Consider the following 23,870-nt stretch of genomic DNA (forward strand, 5'->3'; position numbering starts at 1 on the left):
TTTTTAGAGTCAATAATAATGAAAAAAATCTATTTAGTTCTATCACTAATTGCTGTGACATTTCTCTCTGGCTGTGCGTCAGTTCCAATGGCTTCACCTGAGCAAGATAATGCCTTAAAGCAGTTTCAGAAACCGCAAAATGGTAATGCTGGTTTATATATTTATCGCAACAGTTTTGTGGGACAAGCACTTAAAAAGAATGTTTATATAGATGGTAAGTTAATCGGTGAGACGGCAAATAAAGTCTTTTTTTATAAAGAGTTAGCGCCAGGAAGTTATGTTCTTGCGACAGAGTCTGAGTTCAGTGAAAATAATATTGAGTTACCAGTAGAGTCTGGTCAGCTCTATTTTGTGGAGCAATATATTAAGATGGGCGTTTTTGTTGGTGGTGCTGCTTTGAAAAAGGTAGATAACGAAACCGGCATGAAAAATATCAAACAGTGTAAATTAGCTAAAGAAACAGAACTGGATATTTACTTACCTAAACAAGCGCCTGCAAATCCTTAAACGCTAACCTAATTCAGTTTAACTCTATCGCCCAGCTAATGCTGGGCGATAGTCGTTAAGGCGACATAAACTTAGCTAAAGTACAGGGCAATTGATTTATATCCAGTAGGTTGTTGTCTGGTTGTACTCGCTGAAACAATCAAACAATGCTGCCGCACGGCAGAGAGCCATAATGGTAGTAATACTGAGGTTAATAAGCTAATTGAGAGTGCATAAATCTGGTCAACCTCAGTGAAACAGACCTTCAAATAACGGTTTTATTGACTAATTAGAAGATTATCTTTGCTGGCTGAGATGACGTTCATAGCAGTGCCACTGGAGATAGGCATTATCACCAGTGGCACAGATGTCATTAATGAGTTTGAGCTATAGTGGCAGGGTAATTGACTGGTAAAAATTGAGCATGACCATTTAATTGGGGATCGCAACTACCTGACCTTTTTTGACTACGGTTTTGCACGGATTAACCCCGTATGCGTAAGCCAATTGTGCTGGTGTGGTGATATCCCACAAACAAAAATCGGCTTGTTTACCGATGCTAATACTGCCGACATTATTATCGATACCCAGCGCTTTGGCGGCATTAATGGTCACACCTTGTAAGGCTTCTTCTGGGGTTAATCTAAATAGCGTACAGGCCATATTGAGCATTAATAAGGTTGAGCAAATAGGCGATGACCCCGGATTAAAATCGCTGGCAATCACCATAGGTACCTTGTATTGGCGCAGTAATTCAATTGGCGGTAATTGGGTTTCGCGTAAAAAGTAAAATGCCCCTGGTAACAAGGTTGCGCAGGTACCGCTTTCACTAATGGCTTTAACGCCAGCTTCGTCTAAAAACTCAATATGATCGACTGATTTAGCCCCAAGCTTGGCGGCTAAGGCGCTACCGCCCATGTTGGTTAATTGCTCGGCATGCAGTTTTATCTGTAATCCTGCTTGTTTAGCTGCGGTTAATACTCGCTCCGTTTGCTCAAGACTAAAGGCGATATTTTCACAAAAGACATCCACAGCATCAGCAAGGTTTTCAGCGATTACCGCGGGGAGCATGTCATTGATGACGAGGTCGATATACGCATCGGCATTATCTTTATATTCTGGCGGGATAGCATGGGCGCCTAAAAAGGTGGTGCAGACGTCAATATGATGATGCTCGCCGAGTTCACGCGCTACGCGAAGTAATTTAAGTTCGGTTTCGGTGTTTAAGCCATAGCCTGATTTAATTTCAACTGTGGTGACGCCTTCTCTGGCTAGGGCGTTTAAGCGTTGTCGGCCCAGTTCAAAGAGTTCGGCTTCATCGGCATCACGACACGCATTAACCGTTGAGATAATTCCGCCACCTGCGCGAGCGATTTCGGCGTAAGTCGCACCTTGTAAACGCTGTTCAAATTCGTGGGCACGATTACCGGCAAAGACTAAGTGGGTGTGTGCATCAATGAGCCCCGGCGTGATCCAGCCGCCTTTGCCTCTGTAAACAGGTGTTGCCAGTACATCAAACTCAGGTAGTTCACTGCGCGGGCCAACCCAAGCAATTTTACCGTCTTTTACTGCAATGGCCGCTTGATGTATTACGCCGTAAGCCCCTTGGATATTGGTATCCATGGTGGCCACGTTTACATCAATCCACACTTGATCCCACGACATAACATCCCCTCAAAATCGGTTTATAACTGTTTGCTAAACAATACTTGTTTTAGCTTGTATATACAAGGTAGGATGAATGATGTGTTTTTAAACAGCAATGGCATTATTGTCTAAAAAACCTGAGAGCTGCTGATATGGTCCAAGCAAAGTTTGCCCAAATAAAACAATTCATTTTGAGCCGTATTGAAACGGGCGAATGGCAAGAAAACGATCGAGTGCCGTCTGAAAATCAGTTAACTGAATTGTTTGCCTGTAGCCGCATGACAGCAAGGCGGGCGTTAACTGAGCTGGTGGACTCGGGCGTGTTAGAGCGCACTCAAGGGGTAGGCACGTTTGTGGCAGGATTAAAGTCGCAATCGTCACTGTTGGCTATTCGTAATATTGCTGACGAGATAAAAGATCGCGGCCATGGCTATAGCGTTCAACAGCTGGAACTAAAACAAATAGATGCCTCAACAGCGGTGGCGAATGCGTTAGGACTTGAAGTCGGCAACCCAGTATTTTATTCAGTATTAGTGCATTGCGAGCAAGGCTTACCACTGCAAGTTGAAGAGCGGTATGTGAATCCACTACTTGTACCTAATTACCTACAACAAGATTTTAACTTACATACACCCCATGAATATTTATCGGCGGTGGCGCCACTGACAGAGGCTAAACATACCGTTGAAGCCATTATGGCTAATGAGCTGTTGCAGCAACGTTTAGCTATTACGGCGAGTGAACCCTGTTTACAAATTTTACGTCGTACTTGGTCACGCCAAGGTGTGGTGAGTTTTGCTCGCTTAGTTCACCCGGGCAGCAAGTTTAAACTGGGTGGTCATTTAACGTTTGCGCGTTAAATAGTGATATCGAAAATGAAAACCGTAAGACATTAATCATAAACAACAAGACCAATAAAAAAACCAAACCGAATTAATCGGTTGAAGAGGATAATATGGACAAACGACATGATCCAAGCCGTCGCATTATTGCCCCGCACGGTACTCAATTACAGTGTAAAAGCTGGTTAACTGAAGCGGCAATGCGGATGTTAATGAATAACCTCCACCCAGATGTAGCCGAGCGCCCAGAAGACCTAGTGGTTTATGGCGGTATTGGCCGTGCTGCGCGTGACTGGCAAAGTTACGACAAGATTATTGAGGTGCTAAAACGCCTTGAAGACGATCAAACCTTATTGGTGCAGTCTGGTAAACCTGTTGGGGTGTTTACCACTCATAGCAATGCGCCCCGCGTGATTATTGCTAATTCAAACCTAGTGCCACATTGGGCTAACTGGGAGCACTTTAATGAACTGGATAAAAAAGGTTTGGCTATGTATGGCCAAATGACCGCCGGTTCGTGGATTTATATTGGTTCCCAAGGCATTGTTCAAGGCACCTACGAAACCTTTGTCGCCATGGCGAAACAGCACTTTAAAGGCTCGTCAGCTGGCAAGTGGATTTTAACTGGCGGTTTAGGTGGCATGGGCGGCGCGCAACCATTGGCTGGTACTATGGCGGGTTATTCAGTATTAACCTGTGAAGTCGATGAAAGCCGTATCGATTTTCGCATGCGCACCGGTTACGTCGACAAAAAAGCCACTTCCTTAGATCAAGCATTAGCGATGATTTATGAAGCAAACCAAAGCGACAAGCCTGTTTCGGTAGGTTTATTAGCGAATGCCGCCGATGTGTTTACTGAGTTAGTGACTCGCGGCATTGTGCCTGATGTGGTCACTGACCAAACCTCAGCCCACGATCCATTAAACGGCTATTTACCTCAAGGCTGGACCTTAGAGCACGCAGCGCAAATGCGTAAAACTGACGAAGCGGCAGTGGTTAAAGCGGCTAAGCAGTCAATGGCCGTTCAAGTTAAAGCTATGTTGGCATTACAAGCTGCCGGTGCGGCAACCACGGATTACGGTAATAATATTCGTCAAATGGCCTTTGAAGAAGGTGTGACGAATGCGTTCGACTTCCCAGGATTTGTGCCTGCTTATGTGCGGCCATTATTTTGTGAAGGCATTGGACCATTCCGTTGGGTCGCCTTGTCTGGCGATCCGCAAGATATCTATAAGACAGATGCCAAAGTCAAAGAGTTGATCCCTGATAATCCGCAGTTACACAATTGGCTCGACATGGCGCGTGAGCGTATTGCATTTCAAGGTCTGCCGGCACGTATCTGTTGGGTTGGCTTAAAAGATCGCGCTCGTTTAGCGTTAGCCTTTAATGAAATGGTCAAAAATGGTGAGTTATCCGCACCGATTGTCATTGGTCGTGATCACTTAGATTCTGGCTCAGTTGCCAGTCCAAACCGTGAAACCGAAGCCATGCTCGACGGTTCTGATGCGGTATCGGATTGGCCATTAATGAATGCTTTACTCAATACGGCCAGTGGTGCGACTTGGGTATCATTACATCATGGCGGCGGCGTAGGCATGGGCTTTAGTCAGCACTCTGGGGTGGTGATTGTTGCCGATGGTACCGATGAGGCTGCGGTGAGATTAGGCCGAGTATTATGGAACGACCCCGCTACTGGGGTAATGCGTCATGCAGATGCTGGCTATGACATTGCAAAAAACTGTGCCAAAGAGCAAGGCTTAGACCTGCCAATGTTAGGAGCATAACCCATGTCGACTTATTCATTTGAACTTATTCCAGGTACGCTGACATTAGCTCAGACTCGTGCGATCAGCCGTAATAGTGTCAAGCTGACCCTTGCGAAAGAAGCGATTAAAGATATTAAGCAAAGTGCTGAAATCGTTCAGCAGGTGCTCCGCGAAGGCCGAACTGTTTACGGCATCAATACAGGCTTTGGTTTATTAGCCAATACTAAAATTGCTCCTGAAGACCTGCAATTACTGCAACGCTCTATTGTGCTGTCTCATGCCGCAGGTATTGGCAAATACATGCAAGATGCCACTGTGCGCCTAATGATGGTATTGAAAATTAACTCATTAAGTCGCGGTTTTTCGGGCATTCGTTTAGAAGTGATTGAGTTTTTAATCCAGCTAATCAATGCCGGTGTGTATCCATGTGTGCCTGAAAAGGGCTCGGTTGGTGCATCAGGTGATTTAGCGCCACTCGCACACATGTGTTTGCCGTTATTAGGCGAAGGCGAAATGAGTTATCAAGGCCAGATCATTAGCGCTAAAGAAGGCTTAGACATCGCAGGATTACACCCCATAGAATTAGCCGCTAAAGAAGGTTTAGCGCTTCTCAATGGTACTCAAGCATCTACAGCGCTAGCGCTTGAAGGGTTATTTAATGCCGAAGACTTGTTTGCAGCCAGTTCAGTGATTGGTGCTATGAGTGTTGAAGCGGCTATGGGCAGTCGTAGCCCATTTGATATACGCATTCATGCTGCGCGTGGTCAAAAAGGCCAAATTGATTCGGCCGCTATTTTCCGTCATCTGTTAAGCAATGAGTCAGAAATTAGCTTAAGCCATACCAATTGCGAAAAAGTACAAGATCCCTATTCACTGCGTTGTCAGCCGCAAGTGTTAGGTGCCTGTTTAACCCAAATACGTCAAGCTGCAGAAGTGCTTGGGGCTGAAGCTAACGGTGTTACCGACAATCCACTGGTGTTCCAAGACACTGGCGATATTATTTCGGGCGGTAATTTTCATGCGGAACCTGTAGCAATGGCGGCAGATAATCTTGCTATTGCGATTGCTGAAATGGGTTCAATTTCCGAGCGTAGAATGGCTTTACTAATTGATTCTAGCTTATCTAAGTTGCCGCCATTTTTAGTGGATAACGGCGGGGTGAATTCTGGTTTTATGATTGCTCAGGTGACTGCGGCAGCGTTAGCGTCTGAGAACAAAACCTATGCTCACCCAGCCTCGGTAGACAGCTTACCCACATCGGCTAACCAAGAAGATCATGTGTCGATGGCCACCTTTGCAGCACGGCGCTTACGCTACATGAGCGAAAATACCCGTGGTGTATTAGCCATTGAATTGTTAGCTGCTGCACAAGGACTCGACTTTAGAACGCCTTTGCAACCAAGTACAGCAGTGGCAATGGCCAAAGCCGAACTGCGTGACATCGTCACGTTTTATGATAAAGACCGTTATTTTTCACCTGATATCGAGAACTCGGTCGATTTGTTATCGAGTGCAAGCTTTAACAGGCTGCTGCCACAGGGTATGTTACCGAGCTTTTAGTGATGCCACTGATCATTAGCATAAGATATTGATCAATAATCCAATAAAGGGCCGTAAGGTCCTTTTTTATTGCCTTTCTTGTTCAAGGCTAAGCTAATTTTTGTTTAATCTTTCATAGGTATACTGGCACTATTTATCACTGCTAACATAGCCGTGACTTACATTTATATTGAGCGTGTTACTGATCTTGTCGAGGTTTCGTTAACGTTCTGCATCAACACAATGCATAATGTCATATTGATAAGCCTGTGAATGCTTTATCATTTTTTACGCGATTTAATTTAAGTCTCTTTATTGAGTAAAGAGAACGTCTTGCTAAGGATTTTTTTGTGAATATAGATGTACGAGTTGAAATGGCGGCTTGGTTAACCCGCTTAGGCATTAATAGCCAACCATCGGATGGTGTTGCCACATCAATATTAGTTCTTGCTTGTTTGCTAGTGGCAGGTATCAGTTACTACATTACCCACAGATTTGTTGTTCATGGTGTGAATGCCGTGATCCGTCGCTCCTCGGTGACTTGGGACGATATTTTTATGCGCTTTTTTGTATTTGAGCGCCTCGCTATTTTGGTACCGATTTTAATCCTCGATTTATTAATGCCTATTTTAGTGACTGAGCACCCGTTAATCAGTGCCATTATCGACCGTTCTCTTAGCGCTTTGTTGGTGTTCTTTATTATTCGCGCAATATATAGCGGCTTAAATGCCATCGATGAAATTGCTGATGTTAATCATGTGAATCGCCGTTTACCGGTAAAAAGCTTTGTTCAGCTAACCAAATTATTCCTGTTTTTTATTGGGTTAATTGTCGCATTTGCCATTTTAGCCGACCAGTCGCCTATTTATTTTTTTAGTGGCTTAGGTGTGGCAACTGGTTTGGTAATGCTAGTGTTTCGCGACACTATTTTGGGTTTTGTTGCCGGAATTCAGTTAGCGGCTAATCGCATGGTGAGTAAAGGCGATTGGATCCAAATGGATAAGTATGCTGCAGACGGCGCAGTTGAAGACGTCACATTAACCACAGTCAAAGTCCGCAACTGGGACAATACCATTACCATGATCCCAGCCTATGCATTAGTGTCTGATGCATTTAAGAACTGGCGCGGCATGTCTGAGTCTGGTGGTCGACGGATTAAGCGTTCAATCAACATCGATGTAAATAGTATTCAATTTTTAACTGATGAAGAACGTCTACGCCTAGGTAAGGTGAATTATTTAAAAGAATACTTACCACAAATATTTACTGAAATCAGTGTCGCTAATGCTAACGTAAGTGATATTGAAATGAAGGTGAACGGTCGTCATCTAACCAATATCGGAACATTCAGAGCATACTTACAAGAATATTTGCGCCGTCATGAAAAAATACATAAAGACATGACATTGATGGTTAGGCAGCTTGCGCCAACGACTGAAGGCTTACCCATCGAGTTGTATATTTTTACCAATGACATTCGATGGACCTATTACGAAGCCATTCAGGCCGATATTTTTGACCACATTTTTGCCGTGTTACCCGAGTTTGGTTTACGTGCGTTTCAAAATCCGACAGGAACCGATATTCGCAGCATAAAGCAACATACCGAACAAGATTGATAAGCGGTCAGATAATGGATCTCTGAGTCGTTAAATCACCGATACGACTCCTTATATCAGGGCTGTGCCCGTGCAAGCCAGTTGGTTAAATAATCTCAATAGGCAAGTTCGGGCAATAAGTCACCACAGCCATAGTGTGTCGACAGGTCTGAGCATAATGATAGGCTTGTGCTTACTGAAGGTTAAGTGACTCAGCGTATAAACAAGGACAGTGGGTTAAAGGTTATTTCTACATTGGCTAAGCAGTAGCATATCGCCACTATTTTTGTTGATAGTCAGGAATTACTTTTGGGTGCACACCCTTGATTGAACGATAGAAATCCATTAACTGGTTTATTTCCGCTTCAATCTCTCCGCTCGGCTTTAAGGGCTTGGCAATCACAATGGCCTTTCGGCCAAAATCTAATCCTATTGGCACAATATCAACATTGGCTTTGGCTGCTATATGATAAAAACCACTTTTCCAACGTGTTACAGGGCTGCGGGTACCTTCTGGTGCTAAGGCTAGTTTATAAAGCGGATCTTGTTGGAATAACAGTACGACGCCATCAACTAACTTATTGTATTTGCTTCTATTGACTGGACTGCCGCCCATGGCGCGAAACATCCACCCCCAAGGTGGAATAAACAGCTGATGTTTGCCCAAAAAGTGGATTTTAGTGCCTAACGCACTGCGAGCGATAATACCGATAATGAAATCCCAGTTACTCGTATGTGGGCCAACAATGATGACGCACGGCCTGGTTTTATCCAGTTGGCCATCTATTTTCCAACCAAGTATTGTGAGTAATCCAGAGCAAAGTGAGCTGAACATGGCGTCATTCCAATCATTGAGCTTTATTAAGCTTTTTGTTTTATGGTATTGACTCATCAAAGCCTGTGCCGAGAATCGGAGTCAAACATGTTTTCTAGCTATTTCGACGTGTCAGTGTATCTGATCTCATATCAGCATAGTCGATCATCATGGTCATTTGATGCTTGAATCTGACTTAAAATAATCGCTGGCATGAGACTATGTTAGGCATGGGCTGAAATGCTCATCAGGCAAATTTGTGCCTCAAGAGTGTGCTTATTCTCCCTAGGGAATATCGCTTAGCAGAGCACACCTGCATGCTAAGCGTGTAGCATCAACTTATTCTTAAGCGGGATGTGTTAGTGAGTGCTTGGTTTGCTAAATTCTGCAATGCGTTTTGCCTCGTCTAGGATGGCTTGTTCTAATTCTGCTTCTGACTTCATCCGTTCCAAATCTAATTTCATTCGCTGTTGCTTTGGTAAAGCTGTGCGAGCTTCCATAATAGGGTGGTTTCTAATCAGCTCATAATGGCTAAACAGCTTAGGGAAGTCGGCGACAACTTGTTCCGACATGGATAAGGCATCAAATAATTTGCCAATGCGCATAACGCCTTCAGACAACTCACAGCGATCTTCTAACATTGCAGCAGCAATATAGCGGATATCGGTCAGAATCTGCTGTCTGCGCTCTTCGGCTTTAGCCTTACGCTCTGACTGTGCGAGTTGATTAGCTTGGGTGCGACGCTTAAGCGTTATCAGTAAGTATGTTGCGTAAGTTGCAAGGGCAATAATGATGAGTAATGCAATAACGATGGCGGTTGTAGACACAATTTATCCTTTTCTGAATACAAAACTGGCGCCATATGCGCCAGTTTTCTGATATCAAACCAAGAAATAGCTTGGTATTACTTTCATCGAGCAGACTAGTCTTTCTGCTGATAATCTTTAAGCAGATCCGCACCTGATTCAAAACGATTCAATAGGTCATCGTCGCTCAGTTGCTTTTTAGGGCTTTCCATTGGCGTATCATCACCATCAGTAAGACCTAAACTTAACATCAGTTGCTCAATTCTGTCTAATTGAGCGTCCAACCACTTTTGGTCTGCGTCAGATAAATCACGACCTTCTTCAAGTTGGTCGAGTAACTGATTTAATCTTGGATCGTCTTCGAGTTTCAATAACTTTTGCTCGTCAGTTAGCTTAGGCTGTTTAGGCTTAACCACTAAAGGCTTGGTAATTGATGTTGGTAATATTAATGCGACCGGCTTTTTACTGCCATGGCGTGCATCTTTATTTTTAACCGTTGCATTATCCGCGGCTTGTTTAAGCAACGTTTCATTATGACGGCTGCCTGATTTACGGCCGGTTTCTGACTTTTTACCATCGACCGCATTACGATCGACTTTTTTTACTCTTGGGGCAAACTTAGCGCCGTTTTCGCCGCCTTTGCGAGTTTTTTTACTGCGAGCCATGATGTTCTCGTTAGGTTTTCTAAACACGTCCTTGCAGATCAATTTCTACAAGACACTAAATAAGGATGCGCTTTATATCAGATTTTGATGATTTTTGCATCAAAACCAGATCTTTCAATGCAAATAATAGCTCAAAATCACTATTCAATGCTAAATATTCAAATGTAGAGTGCTGATAAAAGCTTACATGAGTTGGATTGTTTTTGTAATGCCATTTGGCAAAATGGTCTTTATCAGTCAGTAAGGGAGTGCTTATTGCTAACCAGCCACCCGGTTTAATCAATTGATTGAGTAAGAGCCATTCTCGGTGAGGATGACGAAAGTGTTCAAAGACTCGATAACAGCACACAAAATCATAACGCTGTTGCAGCACTGACTGATCAGCAGCAAAAAAAGGATCGTACTCATTAACAATATGGCCGGCATCAGCGATAGATTGTCTACTGTGCTCGTCAAGTAAGCGGCCAAAATTGAGGCCTGTTAATGTACCGGTTTGTTGCTGAGATATTTGATCTAACAGTGGCAGAATAAATTGCGATAATGGCTTCTGTTTCGATGACTTTTGCGATCGACCATAGCGCTGTTTCTCAAGATCGGGCATCAGATGAGATTTTGGGTTAGCAAAGACTAAACCACATTGTTCGCAGCTGTAGAACGCTCTTTTTTTGTCTTGAACAAAAAATTCAGCAATATGATTACAAAGCGGACATACATTCATCAAATACAGCAGCACCTAAGTATTGACTGGATAAACGATTATATAGCGAATGCGGTTAATTAAAAGTAAGTATTTGAAATCAAGTCGATATTAATGCTTTTTAGGCATAAAAAAAGGTGGCAGTATAAACTGCCACCTCGTAAAACAGTGCTTAACGCACTTTATTCTGATTCCAAGTATCCGTACTTGCTATGTGACTGTCCCGGTCAGATCTTTATTTATTCTGCTTTCCATGCCGTTTTTAGTTGTTATTGGTCATCAATGACGCTTTTTTATATTCTGTTGCCGTCCTGACTACAGCTTCCGTAGATGGTCTTCAATGACGCATCATTATCCTAATTGTCTTCAATGACATTAGTTAACCATCCTTGTTGCTTTGTACCTTCGAGCGATAAAGCTTCCAGTGTGCATCCTCAGCTATAAGCTTTGTCAGCTATTATTTGAATCTTCAAATAATACTCTGGGTTATCAGTCACTCTGTTGTGTAAGGCAGTGCTAAACAGCATGTCGACCAATCGGTCTGTTCCTTACAAATTTTACGACCAGTATTTCAAGATGAAATATCGACTCATGTAGTTATTATTAGTGAGCGGTCTTAAATTATTATTATTATAAATTAGCTTTATTCTTATATCTTAAATGTATCAGTCCGAAACCTGCTTGATGTTATTAGATTTATATTACAAACAGCTGGGTTTACCTCGGTACGGGGTGTATTTAACGCTAAAACAACGAACACTGTCAAGTAAAAATCAGTGAAGTTGACGTAAACGTAAACTTTAGGCGGTAAAGAATGGGCTCAAAAGCCCATTCTTTATTAGTGAATATTCAGTGGTATTAATGCTTAATACTTGAAATATATTTAGATAATGCTTCGATATCAGCATCAGATAATTTTTTCGCTACATCTTGCATCATGCCATTTAAATCGTTGTGACGAAGTCCATCACGGAATTGTGTTAGCTGAATTTTGATATAGTTAGCATGTTGACCGCCAACCATAGGGAAACCTGCAGCAGAGGCGCCTTTACCTTCCGGTCCATGACAAGCAACACATGCGGTAATTCCACGAGCGGTATCACCGCCTTTATACAGTTTTTCACCAGCAGCAGGTACATCGGCAACATTTGAGGCCGCTTGTACTTGGCTAGAGAAGTATGCTGAAAGGTCTGCAATGTCTTCATCACTGAGTCCCATAGCAAAGCCGATCATAATTGGGTTCATACGACCCTCAGCACCGCCGGTTTTCGCAGCTAAACGAAATTCAGTCAATTGTTTTTCAAGGTATGCAGGATGTTGACCTGCTAATTTAGGATACATATCAATCATACTATTGCCGTCAGCACCGTGACAGGCAGAACATACGATTGCTTTAGTTTTGCCTACTTCAGCATTACCTTCAGCCATAACTGATGATGACATAGCGGCTACTACAGACAGCGCAAGAGCTAACTTTTTCATGGCGTTCCAACTTCTAGTTAATTTATTGTCCTGAGCTTACTAGGAAGACCCGCAAGCGTGGTAAAATGTTTTTCCAAGCGCTTTGATGTAGTTTACGATGCTCGTTAAGAGTGAGATCATTTTTGACTACATCACACATATCAGCTTTGCTTGGGTATATAATGTGATCTGCCTAATATTTTACACGAAAATGTGCAAAAGTAAGCAATTGTTAAAAATTTATGGTAACGCGTTTACTAGAAGTAATTTAATTGGAGTTAAGAGTGACAGAATCTCGTATCGATTTCCGTAGGGCTAAGTTTTTAATCAGTGCGCCTGATATTGCGCATTTAGATCAGTATCTTCCTGGGGATATCGGGGTTGAGATTGCGTTTGCTGGACGCTCTAATGCCGGTAAATCCAGTGCGTTAAACGCACTTACTGAACAAAAAAGTTTAGCTCGAACCAGTAAAACCCCTGGTCGTACCCAACTGATTAACGTGTTTCAGTTAGATGATGATCGTCGTTTAGTCGATTTACCGGGTTATGGTTTTGCCCAAGTTCCTTTAGCGTTAAAAAATAAATGGCAAGAGGCGCTTGGCGAGTATTTGCAAAAACGAGCTTGTTTAAGCGGCGTGGTGGTGTTGATGGATATCCGTCATCCATTGAAAGATCTTGATATGCAAATGATTGAGTGGGCCGTGATCAGTAATATTCCGGTGTTAGCATTGTTAACCAAATCGGATAAATTGACCCAAAGTGTCAAAATGAAAACAGTTAATGATGTCCGTGCTGCCCTAAAAGATTTTGGTGATAAAGTACAAGTGGAGACGCTGTCATCGCTAAAAGGCACGGGTAAACCTAAAGTGCTAAGTATTCTAAATGATTGGTGTCATCCCCAATGGTTAGCGGAACAGAAGGCCGAGCAAGCTTCAGAGTCTGAGTAACAATAGCATGATGTAATTGATTACCAACAGCACGAAAAGCCGACAACCAAGTCGGTTTTTTTATGTGTTTGATATGAGAATGGTGATTTTCAAGCAAAAAAAAACCGATAACCAAACGGTCATCGGTACAAAAAAATTAGCTCTTTTGGGGAGAAGCTAAATTCAACAAGACTCAAGTGCCATCAACTCAATTTGATGACTCTCAATAACCATACAATAACCTTTTTTTAACCAACATTAAAGTATTTACTCTAAATATTTTTGCGGTGAAAAAAAATCAAAAAAAAGCCCCAGCAACCTGAGTTGCTGGGGCGCCGAATTTGGCTAGTCACTACTGCTAGTGAAATAAAGGTTTGAAAGATTGAACATCTTAACCTCTGTACCCTACAACGAATATAATACCGTATCCGCCTTAAAATGAAAAACTGTTTTTCATATAAAGATACAATAACTGTGAGTTTGGCAACAAATTAATGCAGCTTTGTTAACTGTGTCGACGAAAATGTTGTGTTTATTAGGTTGATTTGGGGTGTAGGTTATGCGCTTAAGGTCTACAAATGTTGAAAAGCGTAGCCGCTGAAACGTTTGGCCAATAAAAATGCCGTATTCCAATGAATACGGCATTTTATGTTTTAGCAACTTAGGTTATTTATCTTATGCAATGCAAACCTATCAAACTACGATTTAGTGGGCTTCATCCCAATTGTCGCCAATACCTGCCTCTGCTAACAAGGTCACATCTAATGATGCTGCTTGTGCCATTAAATCGCACACTTTGGTTTTGAGTGTTTCTGCTTGAGCTTCATCCACTTCAAACACTAATTCATCGTGTACTTGCATGATCAGGGTAATTTCACCTTGAGTATCTTGGTTAATCCACTGGTGGATAGCAATCATGGCTTTTTTGATTATGTCTGCTGCAGTCCCTTGCATGGGAGCATTAATCGCTGCTCGCTCAGCGGCTTGGCGGCGCATGGCATTGCGATCGTTGATTTCAGGTAAATATAAACGACGGCCAAATAAGGTCGAAACATAACCCAATTCAGCAGCAATGGCGCGGGTTTCTTCCATATACTTAAGCACACCAGGATAGCGAGCAAAATACGTGTCTATGTAGGTTTGTGCTTCGTTGCGTGGAATATCTAATTGCTTAGCTAAACCAAATGCAGACATGCCATAAATTAAACCAAAGTTAACCGCTTTGGCGCGGCGACGTTGCTCGGTCGTGACTTCTTCAAAATGCACCCCAAATACTTCGGCTGCAGTGGCTTTATGAATATCTTTACCTTCAGCAAAAGCGGTCAGTAAGCCTTCATCTTGAGATAAATGAGCCATGATACGCAGTTCGATTTGTGAATAATCGGCAGCTAAAATTTTTCGACCCGCAGGAGCGATAAAGGCTTGGCGAATACGGCGGCCTTCTTCGGTACGGATAGGAATATTTTGTAAGTTCGGCTCACTTGATGACAAGCGGCCTGTTGCGGCATTCGCTTGATGATAGCTAGTGTGAACCCTGCCAGTTATGGCATTAACCATTAGCGGCAGTTTATCGGTATAAGTACTTTTTAGTTTTGCTAGGCTGCGATGCTCGAGAATAACTTTAGGTAAAGGATAATCAAGTGCTAGCTCGACTAATACGTCTTCAGCAGTTGATGGTGCACCCTTAGGAGTCTTTTTCTTTATTGGGTAACCTAGTTTTTCAAAAAATAGTGTCTGTAGTTGCTTTGGTGAGGCTAAGTTAAACTTCTCTTCGGCTATTTCGTAGGCTTTGTTTTCTAAATCATCCAGTTTTTTGGCTAACTCACCACTTTGTTGGCTCAGTAACATTGAGTCGATAAGGACACCTTGGCGTTCAACGTCTGACAGTACTTGAATTAACGGTAGCTCTAACTCATCAAAGACACTGGCCAGTTTGGGTTCTTTTTCCAGTCTTGGCCATAAGTGTTGATGTAAACGCAGGGTAATATCGGCATCTTCAGCGGCATATGGTCCAGCAATATCTAAATCAACTTGATTAAAAGTCAGTTGCTTTGCGCCTTTGCCTGCGACTTCTTCAAAACTGATATTTTTATGGCCAAGATATTTAAGCGCTAATCCGTCCATGTCATGACGTGATGCTATTGAGTTAAATACATAGGATTCGAGCATGGTGTCAAAGCGGACACCTTTTAGGGTAATACCAACATTGGCTAAAATACTCATGTCATATTTGAGATTTTGGCCTACTTTCTGCGGTGTATCGCTTTCAAGAATAGGACGCAGTTTTTCAAGTGCACTGGTTTTATCAATTTGTTGCGGTGCATCAAGGTAATCATGTGCTAATGGTAAATAAGCTGCTTTACCTGCTTCAGTGGCAAATGATAAACCCACAAGTTCAGCTTCCATGTAATTGAGGCTAGTTGTTTCAGTATCAATTGCAATCAGTTCAGCGCTATTGAGCTGTTCGATCCATTTGTCGAGTGCTTCCATCGTCAGAATAGTTTCATATTCTGCTTCAATGGTCGGTGATACCGTGATGTCTTCATCGCTATCTTTGTCGCTAACTGTGCCGCGAGGTTGCTTGTTATCTAATACTTCTGCTAACCAACGCTTGAACTCCATTTCACCAAAGCATTTAATCAGTTCATCTCGATCTTGTGGCTTAACTGTGAGTTCATGCCAGTCTTGTTCAAGTTTGACATCAGTTTTGATGGTGGCCAACTCGTAAGACAGTCTTAGCATATCGGCATTGTCGATAATTTTAGTCGGCATGGTTTTTGAGCCTCGAAAGCCCACTTCAATGACGCTTTGTGGATCCGCTAAAATCTTCTCTACACTTCCCACACCAAGCAGCATAGCCAGCGCGGTTTTCTCGCCGACGCCAGGTAAACCTGGAATATTATCTGACTTGTCGCCCATGAGTGCTAAAAAGTCGATTATTCTATCTGGATGGACACCGTATTTAGTCTTGACCTCTTCCGGTCCCATAATGGTGTCTGTCATAGTATTGATTAACGTGACATGCTCATTGACGAGTTGCGCCATGTCTTTATCGCCGGTACTGATTAAGGTTGCTCGGCCTTCTTTACTCGCTTGCAGGGCGATGGTACCGATAACATCGTCGGCTTCGACACCAGAAATGCTGATCAGTGGTAAGCCCATCGCATGGATGATTTTGTGCAATGGTTCGATTTGAGTACGCAGATCATCAGGCATAGGTGGACGCTGGGCTTTATATTCGCCGTACATATCGTTACGGAAGGTTTTGCCTTTGGCATCGAAAACCACCGCAATATGACTCGGACTATAGCGGCTTAATAAACTGCGAAGCATATTAACGACGCCATAAACCGCACCAGTCGCTTCACCTTTTGAATTGGTTAAATGAGGCGGCGAATAATAAGCGCGATAAAGATAAGATGAGCCATCAACTAGGATGAGCGGGTTATTGGGAATCGTTGGCATAATTAATATTCGTGTTCATTATTTTGCGAGACTAATAGGATGACATTATACCCACAGCACCTCAAGATGCTTGTGAGATTGTCAGTTATTTATCCAAAATGACGCTAAATAATCTTGACGTATGACAAGTCGTGCATTTAGTGGGACTTTATCGGTGCAAATATCTCAGAAAGTAGAAAATCAGCCACGAAAAAAGCTCCCAGCCTGTGGATAAGTCTGTGAGTGGAATAGTCAACCTTGTTGGATAGATTTTCTTACGGCTTGAAACGAAATCGGTAACTAGTTGATTTTTTTAATTTATTTTTATTTTTGTGAGCTAAATATTAATTTTAATAAATATTACTATTTTGTGGACTTTTTTATTGATGTCAGTTAAGTCACTCGCAAATTTAGTGATGTTTTGTGACTAAAAAAAGCGCATCTACTAAATTCGACGCTCTAAGTTAGCACGATTTTTAATCAGATCAACCGTTTTGTTAGTTTTTTGTTGTATTTTTTGTATTGTCACTTAAAAGATGAAGGAGAGTGTCATGAAAAAGGTTGCTGTTTTACTGAGTGGCTGTGGGGTATTTGATGGAACTGAAATTCACGAAGCGGTATTAACGCTTCTGGCGATAACCCAAGCGGGGGCGACATATCAATGTTTTGCGCCAGATATTACTCAAATGCACGTAGTGAATCATTTAACCGGTGAGGTCAATAACGACGAAAGTCGTAATGTTTTGGTTGAGTCGGCACGAATTGCCCGTGGTGAAGTGCTTAATGCTAATGCCTTAGAGGTCAGTCAATTTGATGCTTTGGTGATCCCTGGTGGCTTTGGTGCGGCTAAAAATTTATCAAACTTTGCCACCACGGGCAGTCATTGCCATATTCAGCCTATTGTAGAGAACTTTATTCGTGAATTCGCTTTAGCTCATAAACCGGTGGGTTTTGTGTGTGTTTCACCTGTGATGATCCCCAATATTTATGGCAAAGGAGCTGTCGGTACTATTGGAACTGATTCTGATACCGCGCATGCATTTAATGAAATGGGAGGTAAACATAAAGATGCACAAGTGGAAGATATTGTGGTTGATGAGGCCAATAAAATCGTCAGCACGCCAGCCTATATGTTAGCAACCTCGATTTTAGAGGCGCACATAGGTATTGAGAAACTGGTTACAAAAGTGCTTGAAATGGCTTAACGATTAGGCGTGACATATATCTTACATGTGAGCGGATGAATAAAAAATGCCACCCTTGGTGGCATTTTTTTATTCATCCTGCAAGAGTGTTAGTTCGTTTTCGCGGCTGGTGATTTTTTGCTATCAAATAATGCTTGAGCCAAACCAACACAAAGCCCTGCAATATGGGCACCATTTGCAATAGGCATTCCCAGCACATCCGTAAAGCCAAGAACGAGCCAAACCATCATAAACCCCATATAAGATTGCGGTAAATTAATACCACAATTGGGTTTACGGATCCCCATTAACCAAGTGTAACCCACCACAGCATAAACGACGCCAGACAGCCCGCCAAAATTAGGCCCTGTCATGTAAAACTGCACAATATTGGGTAACGTACCCGCGACGATTAATAAAAATAATAATGGTCGAGTACCTAAATTGGTCTCAATTTTACCGCCTAAATACCACCACCAAAGTAAATTAAAGATAATATGCATAGCAGAAAAGTGCATTAGGCTAGGGGTGAAGACTCGCCATATTTGGCTTAAATCACTATCAGCTACGGCGCCGAAAAAAGATAATTTAGTAAAGGTATCATTAGCAAAACCAAGGTTCATAGCAGCAAAAACGGCCACACATGCAAAAAAACATACTAATGTGAGTGGGCCTGCACCTGTCATAAACTGTTGAATTAGGCCTTTAGCTCCCGGGCCGTAGTCAAATTTAGTATCGGTAGCGCCGTTATCCCAAGATGCCTGCAAATACTTGCTGTCGTGAGGGTTTTTAGCAAACTCAAGTAACTCGGCGCGGGCTTGAACTTCATCAGCAGGATTGGTGATCGCTAGGCCAACACCCTCAGCATGAGAAACAGCATTGCATTGAATATTTAACCCTTTAAGGTAGTCAATAAATGCTTGTGCTGCACGTGCATTAGGAAGTTGGCCAATTTCTATCATGAGTGAGCTAAGCTCCAAGCGCTGAAGCCGCCATCTAGGCTGTAAACATCATCAAAACCTTGCTCATTTAAGTAGTTGGCCGCACTTTGGCTACTCATGCCGTGATAGCACACTACGACCAAAGGTTTGTCCATATCAGCATCGGCAATAAAGGTTGCTAGATTTTCATTGGTTAGATTGGTTGAACCTTCAATGTGAGCAGCGGTAAAACTAGCAGCATCACGAATATCAACAACTTGTATGTCGTTAGATTCGGAGGACATATGGATAAGCTCATTAATCGACAGATGTTTAAAACCAGACATGTTATTACCTATAAAAATGTACGCATAGCGTTTGACTTAGTATCAGTCTGCAACAAGGGGTTGTATAAATACAACCCCTTGTTAGTGTGGATATGCTAGATGTTAATAATAATTAATCCCAGCTCAGGATAACCTTGCCAGACTGACCTGAGCGCATTGCATCAAAGCCTTTCTGGAAATCATCAATATTAAAGTGATGAGTAATGATCGGAGATAAATCTAAGCCAGATTGGATTAAACTGGCCATTTTATACCAAGTTTCGAACATTTCACGGCCATAAATGCCTTTGATGATCAAACCTTTAAAAATGATTTTGCTCCAATCAATAGCCATTTCGCCACCAGGAATACCTAGCATGGCAATTTTACCACCATGGTTCATCGTGTCTAACATGGCATGGAATGCCGATGGCACACCTGACATTTCTAAACCGACGTCAAAGCCTTCTGTCATGCCAAGCTCTTTCATCACATCTTTAAGACTTTCTGTGGCGACATTCACTGCGCGGGTAGCACCCATTTTACGAGCAAGATCAAGTCGGTATTCGTTTACATCAGTGATCACGACATGACGTGCTCCGACATGTTTACACACAGCAGCAGCCATAATACCAATAGGACCAGCGCCGGTAATTAATACGTCCTCACCGACTAAATCAAATGATAATGCGGTATGTACAGCGTTACCGAAAGGATCGAATATAGCCGCTAAATCATCTGGAATATCAGCCGGGATCTTGAAAGCGTTAAATGCAGGTAGCACTAAATATTCGGCAAATGCGCCGTCACGGTTCACGCCAACACCTGAAGTGTTACGACATAAGTGAGTACGGCCTGCACGACAGTTACGGCAATGGCCACAAGTAATATGACCTTCACCCGATACGCGATCGCCAATACTGAAACCGCGAACTTCCTGACCCATACTGACAACTTCACCGACATATTCATGGCCAGCAATCATAGGTACAGGAATGGTTTTTTGTGACCATTCATCCCAGTTGTAGATATGGACGTCAGTGCCACAAATAGCCGTTTTACGAATTTTAATCAGTAGGTCGTTGTGACCCATTTCTGGTTTTGGTGCATCGACCATCCAGATGCCTTCTTCAGGCTTTAACTTACTTAATGCTTTCATGTTAATGACCTATGTTGTCTGGAATTAGATAATGCCCATTTCTTTACCAATACGGGTAAAGGCACCAATTGCATGATCAAGTTGCTCGCGGGTGTGTGCCGCAGACATTTGGGTGCGAATACGCGCTTGGCCTTTAGGCACTACAGGAAACGAGAATCCAACCACGTAAATGTGTTCTTGCAACAAACGGTTTGAAAAGTCACCTGCCAATTTCGCATCGCCAATCATAACCGGAATAATGGCATGGTCTGCACCACCTAAGGTAAAACCTGCTGCTGACATTTGCTCACGGAAATAACGACTGTTTTCCCATACGGCTTCACGCAAGTCTTGACCGGTTTTTAGCATTTCAAGCACACAAATTGATGCACTAACAATAGAAGGCGCTAATGAGTTTGAAAACAGGTAAGGGCGCGAGCGTTGACGTAACCATTCAACCACTTCTTTCTTCGCTGCAGTAAAACCACCCGATGCACCACCTAAGGCTTTACCTAATGTACCGGTAATAATGTCGACACGATCCATAACATTACAGTATTCATGGGTTCCACGGCCATTTTGACCGATAAAGCCTACGGCATGAGAGTCATCGACCATCACCAATGCGCCATACTTATCGGCTAGATCACACACACCTTGAAGGTTAGCGATTACGCCATCCATTGAGAATACACCGTCAGTGGCGATCAAAATGTTGCGTGCACCAGCAGCTTGGGCGGCAATAAGCTGAGTTTCTAAGTCGGCCATATCGTTGTTGGCGTAACGAAAACGCTTAGCCTTACACAAACGCACGCCATCAATGATTGAAGCATGGTTAAGCGCATCAGATATAATCGCATCTTCTGCATCTAATAGGGTTTCAAATAAACCCGCGTTAGCATCGAAGCAAGATGAATATAAAATAGTGTCTTCCATGCCTAAAAATTCACTTAGGCTAGCTTCTAATTGCTTATGAATATCTTGAGTACCGCAAATGAATCGTACCGAAGCCATACCAAAACCATGACTGTCTAAACCTGCTTTTGCTGCTGCAATAAGATCCGGATGATTGGCTAGACCTAAATAGTTATTGGCGCAGAAGTTAATCACTTCTTCACTATTAACTTGGATGGCAGTTTGTTGAGCGGAAGCAATGACGCGTTCATTCTTGTATAAACCATCGGCTTTTACATCGACAATTTGCTGATTAATTCGGTCGTAAAAAGAGGTAGATGCCACCTGTGTTCTCCTAAATATGGTTATTATGCTTATCCAAATCACGCAGTAAACACCGCGATAAATGACAGGGTGTTCTGGAGTTGTTGGCATTCTAACCTTTATTTTTGCCGCTCTACAGCGTTTTTTTTAGTCGTCAGACCAACATGAGTTAGTTTAGGGCTACTGATATATTCACATTAAAAAAACTAATCATTAACATGGTTGATTACGATGGTGGGGAAGTGGATGCATCCGTCCAACATCATCCGCAAGTAACCGACTCAATTGTAGTCGGTTACTTGCGGATTGGAAGGTGTGTTATGGATATGAGATGAGCGAGAATGTCAGTATTTGGTTACGCAGCGTTATGGCGCTCTTGGCTGGCTATATCTAAATAATGTTGTTCTAAACGGCAAAATGTTGCACTTGACGTAGGCGTAGAATAAGCCTGAAAAATCATCAAAACTCGCAATAGTCCATCATACAGAGTGGCTTTAGTGATAGTTGATGTGCTGGATTGGGTTAATTGATAGCTGATCCAGAAGCTGACCATCATTTTAATGGTATCGGCAAGCGCAGTGACTTTATTATCATCGACATCGAGGAAACCGTCTTTTTTGAGTTTGCGAAGCACATCGCTTGAACGATTAAGAACTTGTTGTTGAGCATGTAAATAGCGTTTTTTAAGTGCTTCATCACGGCTTAAAATATCAGCTAGGTTGGCATACATAAACCTGAACTGCCATAAGGTGTAGAACATGGCATCAAAGTAACCCATTAATAACTCAATCGTAATAGGCACATCATCATAAGGCTTAAAGCCTGACTCTAAATGACTTTCATATAAACTAAAAATCGAATTGATAATGTCTTCTTTATTGCGGAAGTGATAATACAAATTACCCGGACTAATACTTAAGTGAGCGGCAATATGGTTAGTCGTAATGCTACGCTCACCATGTTCATTAAATAACTCTAAGCTGGCAAAAATAATTTTATCGCGGGTTTTCATTTGATTTCCATATTCATTATTAGCTTATTATCGGTCAAATAATTGCTTAAGCCGACTTAGTATGAGTATGTTAACATTGTGCTCATCTGACAAGCAAAAATCGATGACTCTTCTTCCATGAACCGTATTTTTTATTCTTTATTTCTGTATTTATTGTTTCCGCTGGTGGTGCTCTATCTTGCATTTCGGGCAATAAAAAGTGTCGATTACCGTCGTCGTTGGTCTGAACGTTTTGGCTTGGCCAAACTAGAGCAAACTGATGTATTGATCCACAGCGTGTCTATGGGGGAAACCCTGGCGGCGATTCCCTTGATTAAGCAGCTTATGGCAGCGCACCCAGATTATTTATTTACCGTCACCACTACCAGCCCAACGGGGTCTGCAGAGGTGGTAAAAGCATTTGGCGATAAGGTACAGCATTGTTATCTACCATTTGATTTTTCTTATGCGATTAAAAAATTTCTCCGCCAATTACAGCCCAAAGTATGCATTATCATGGAGACCGAGTTATGGCCTAACTTAGTCCACTTTGCCGCGCGGCAACAAGTGACTGTGATTTTAGCCAATGCACGGTTGTCGCAAAAATCAGCCGATAAATACGCTAAAAAGCGTCGTTTAGCAGTACCTATGTTAAATAAACTCAAGTTGATTACTGTTCAAACTCAGGTTGAAGCAGAGCGGTTTATTCATCTGGGAGTGGAAGCTGAACGCCTACAGGTGTGTGGCAGTTTGAAGTTTGATCTCACGATTGATCCCATTAAAAAACAGCAAGCCAATACGCTTCGAGATCAATGGCATCGTGTTAATTCACCTATTTGGGTTGCCGGAAGTGTTCATCCTGGGGAGTTTGAGGCAATGTTAAGTGCCCATAAGCAGCTACTGAGTTATTTTCCAGATGCATTATTGATCATGGCACCCCGACATCCTGAGCAATTCAACTTAGCCGCGATTACGATTACTCAGTCTGGATTAACCTTAGCTAGACGCAGTATGCATGATGAAGTGAATGGGCAAACTCAAGTGTTACTTGGTGACACTATGGGGGAACTGGTTATGCTATATGGTACAGCTGATCAGGCATTTGTTGGCGGGACACTGATTAATAATGGTGGTCATAACCCGCTTGAACCTGCGGCCATGGGGCTACCTGTGTATGTTGGTCCCAATCATTGGGATTTTGCTGAGATTACGCAATTACTCGCAGATGCCGGAGCATTAAGCTGCATTACTTCTGCAGAACAGTTAGCCCAAGAGTTACAACATAAGTTCACAGATAACCCCCTATATCAATCGGCGTCTTTTGCCGCTCTTGCAGTGGTTGAGCAAAATCGTGGTGCCTTATTAAAGCAGTTTACATTGATCAATCAACTTATCGTTTAAT

General features: G+C 42.5%; 20 protein-coding genes. 8 read left to right on the top strand and 12 right to left on the bottom strand.

What is annotated here, in order from left to right:
• Window positions 1–18: 18 nt before the first annotated feature.
• A complete protein-coding gene (locus tag GW828_RS12615) occupies window positions 19–507 on the top strand; it encodes a DUF2846 domain-containing protein (RefSeq protein ID WP_273059562.1) in 489 nt (162 codons plus the stop codon).
• Window positions 508–918: 411 nt separating this feature from the next.
• On the opposite strand, the gene hutI is transcribed toward GW828_RS12615, so the two are convergent.
• Window positions 919–2,151 carry an imidazolonepropionase gene (gene hutI, locus GW828_RS12620; protein ID WP_273059564.1) on the bottom strand — a complete coding sequence of 411 codons (1,233 nt, stop codon included), beginning with the start codon at window positions 2,149–2,151 and terminating at the stop codon, window positions 919–921.
• A 134-nt stretch (window positions 2,152–2,285) separates the two neighbouring features.
• On the opposite strand from hutI, the gene hutC reads away from it, so the two are divergent.
• The 4 genes from hutC to GW828_RS12640 all read left to right on the top strand — a co-directional run bounded on the left by hutC (window position 2,286) and on the right by GW828_RS12640 (window position 7,899).
• Complete coding sequence (gene hutC / locus GW828_RS12625) at window positions 2,286–2,993, top strand: histidine utilization repressor (protein ID WP_182756947.1); 708 nt, start codon at window positions 2,286–2,288, stop codon at window positions 2,991–2,993.
• A gap of 95 nt (window positions 2,994–3,088) precedes the next feature.
• A complete protein-coding gene (gene hutU, locus GW828_RS12630) occupies window positions 3,089–4,759 on the top strand; it encodes a urocanate hydratase (RefSeq protein ID WP_273059567.1) in 1,671 nt (556 codons plus the stop codon).
• A 3-nt stretch (window positions 4,760–4,762) separates the two neighbouring features.
• Window positions 4,763–6,301 carry a histidine ammonia-lyase gene (gene hutH / locus GW828_RS12635; protein WP_273059569.1) on the top strand — a complete coding sequence of 513 codons (1,539 nt, stop codon included), beginning with the start codon at window positions 4,763–4,765 and terminating at the stop codon, window positions 6,299–6,301.
• A gap of 353 nt (window positions 6,302–6,654) precedes the next feature.
• Entirely contained in the window at window positions 6,655–7,899 is a 1,245-nt protein-coding gene (locus tag GW828_RS12640; RefSeq protein ID WP_220487642.1) for a mechanosensitive ion channel family protein, read from the top strand.
• A gap of 259 nt (window positions 7,900–8,158) precedes the next feature.
• Here GW828_RS12640 and GW828_RS12645 read toward each other — a convergent pair whose 3' ends face one another.
• The 5 genes from GW828_RS12645 to GW828_RS12665 form a co-directional block, all read right to left on the bottom strand.
• Window positions 8,159–8,713 (bottom strand): 1-acyl-sn-glycerol-3-phosphate acyltransferase, encoded by a 555-nt coding sequence (locus GW828_RS12645; RefSeq protein ID WP_182742493.1) that lies wholly within the window; start codon window positions 8,711–8,713, stop codon window positions 8,159–8,161.
• A 338-nt stretch (window positions 8,714–9,051) separates the two neighbouring features.
• Window positions 9,052–9,519 (bottom strand): DUF2489 domain-containing protein, encoded by a 468-nt coding sequence (locus tag GW828_RS12650; protein WP_124016678.1) that lies wholly within the window; start codon window positions 9,517–9,519, stop codon window positions 9,052–9,054.
• Between the two features lie 95 nt (window positions 9,520–9,614).
• Window positions 9,615–10,163 carry a Der GTPase-activating protein YihI gene (yihI, locus tag GW828_RS12655; protein WP_124016679.1) on the bottom strand — a complete coding sequence of 183 codons (549 nt, stop codon included), beginning with the start codon at window positions 10,161–10,163 and terminating at the stop codon, window positions 9,615–9,617.
• Window positions 10,164–10,218: 55 nt separating this feature from the next.
• A complete protein-coding gene (locus GW828_RS12660; RefSeq protein ID WP_124016680.1) occupies window positions 10,219–10,881 on the bottom strand; it encodes a methyltransferase domain-containing protein in 663 nt (220 codons plus the stop codon).
• 837 nt (window positions 10,882–11,718) lie between these two features.
• Window positions 11,719–12,342 (bottom strand): c-type cytochrome, encoded by a 624-nt coding sequence (locus GW828_RS12665; RefSeq protein WP_182698217.1) that lies wholly within the window; start codon window positions 12,340–12,342, stop codon window positions 11,719–11,721.
• A gap of 263 nt (window positions 12,343–12,605) precedes the next feature.
• On the opposite strand from GW828_RS12665, the gene yihA reads away from it, so the two are divergent.
• Complete coding sequence (yihA, locus tag GW828_RS12670) at window positions 12,606–13,268, top strand: ribosome biogenesis GTP-binding protein YihA/YsxC (protein WP_124016682.1); 663 nt, start codon at window positions 12,606–12,608, stop codon at window positions 13,266–13,268.
• A gap of 684 nt (window positions 13,269–13,952) precedes the next feature.
• Here the strand turns inward: yihA and polA are convergent.
• The gene (polA, locus tag GW828_RS12675; protein WP_273059573.1) at window positions 13,953–16,712 is read right to left on the bottom strand and encodes a DNA polymerase I; all 2,760 of its coding nucleotides are present in this window, start codon (window positions 16,710–16,712) and stop codon (window positions 13,953–13,955) included.
• A gap of 530 nt (window positions 16,713–17,242) precedes the next feature.
• Between polA and elbB the strand changes: the two genes are divergently transcribed.
• Entirely contained in the window at window positions 17,243–17,896 is a 654-nt protein-coding gene (elbB, locus tag GW828_RS12680) for an isoprenoid biosynthesis glyoxalase ElbB (protein WP_182723160.1), read from the top strand.
• A gap of 89 nt (window positions 17,897–17,985) precedes the next feature.
• Here elbB and glpG read toward each other — a convergent pair whose 3' ends face one another.
• The 5 genes from glpG to GW828_RS12705 all read right to left on the bottom strand — a co-directional run bounded on the left by glpG (window position 17,986) and on the right by GW828_RS12705 (window position 22,489).
• The gene (glpG, locus tag GW828_RS12685; protein WP_182741159.1) at window positions 17,986–18,837 is read right to left on the bottom strand and encodes a rhomboid family intramembrane serine protease GlpG; all 852 of its coding nucleotides are present in this window, start codon (window positions 18,835–18,837) and stop codon (window positions 17,986–17,988) included.
• Window positions 18,834–19,142, bottom strand: a complete 309-nt coding sequence (gene glpE / locus GW828_RS12690) for a thiosulfate sulfurtransferase GlpE (RefSeq protein WP_124016686.1) — start codon at window positions 19,140–19,142, stop codon at window positions 18,834–18,836. Before glpE ends, glpG begins: the two co-directional genes overlap by 4 nt.
• A gap of 112 nt (window positions 19,143–19,254) precedes the next feature.
• Window positions 19,255–20,280 carry an L-threonine 3-dehydrogenase gene (gene tdh, locus GW828_RS12695; protein ID WP_124016687.1) on the bottom strand — a complete coding sequence of 342 codons (1,026 nt, stop codon included), beginning with the start codon at window positions 20,278–20,280 and terminating at the stop codon, window positions 19,255–19,257.
• Between the two features lie 24 nt (window positions 20,281–20,304).
• Window positions 20,305–21,498 (bottom strand): glycine C-acetyltransferase, encoded by a 1,194-nt coding sequence (locus tag GW828_RS12700; RefSeq protein WP_273059576.1) that lies wholly within the window; start codon window positions 21,496–21,498, stop codon window positions 20,305–20,307.
• A gap of 334 nt (window positions 21,499–21,832) precedes the next feature.
• Window positions 21,833–22,489: a TetR/AcrR family transcriptional regulator gene (locus GW828_RS12705; protein WP_124016689.1), complete on the bottom strand. Its 657-nt coding sequence runs from the start codon at window positions 22,487–22,489 to the stop codon at window positions 21,833–21,835.
• A 117-nt stretch (window positions 22,490–22,606) separates the two neighbouring features.
• Between GW828_RS12705 and waaA the strand changes: the two genes are divergently transcribed.
• Window positions 22,607–23,869 carry a lipid IV(A) 3-deoxy-D-manno-octulosonic acid transferase gene (gene waaA / locus GW828_RS12710; RefSeq protein WP_182741158.1) on the top strand — a complete coding sequence of 421 codons (1,263 nt, stop codon included), beginning with the start codon at window positions 22,607–22,609 and terminating at the stop codon, window positions 23,867–23,869.
• Window position 23,870 lies beyond the last annotated feature (1 nt).

Origin of the sequence: Shewanella vesiculosa (assembly GCF_009994065.1) — a bacterium.
Classification (GTDB): Bacteria; Pseudomonadota; Gammaproteobacteria; order Enterobacterales; family Shewanellaceae; genus Shewanella; species Shewanella vesiculosa.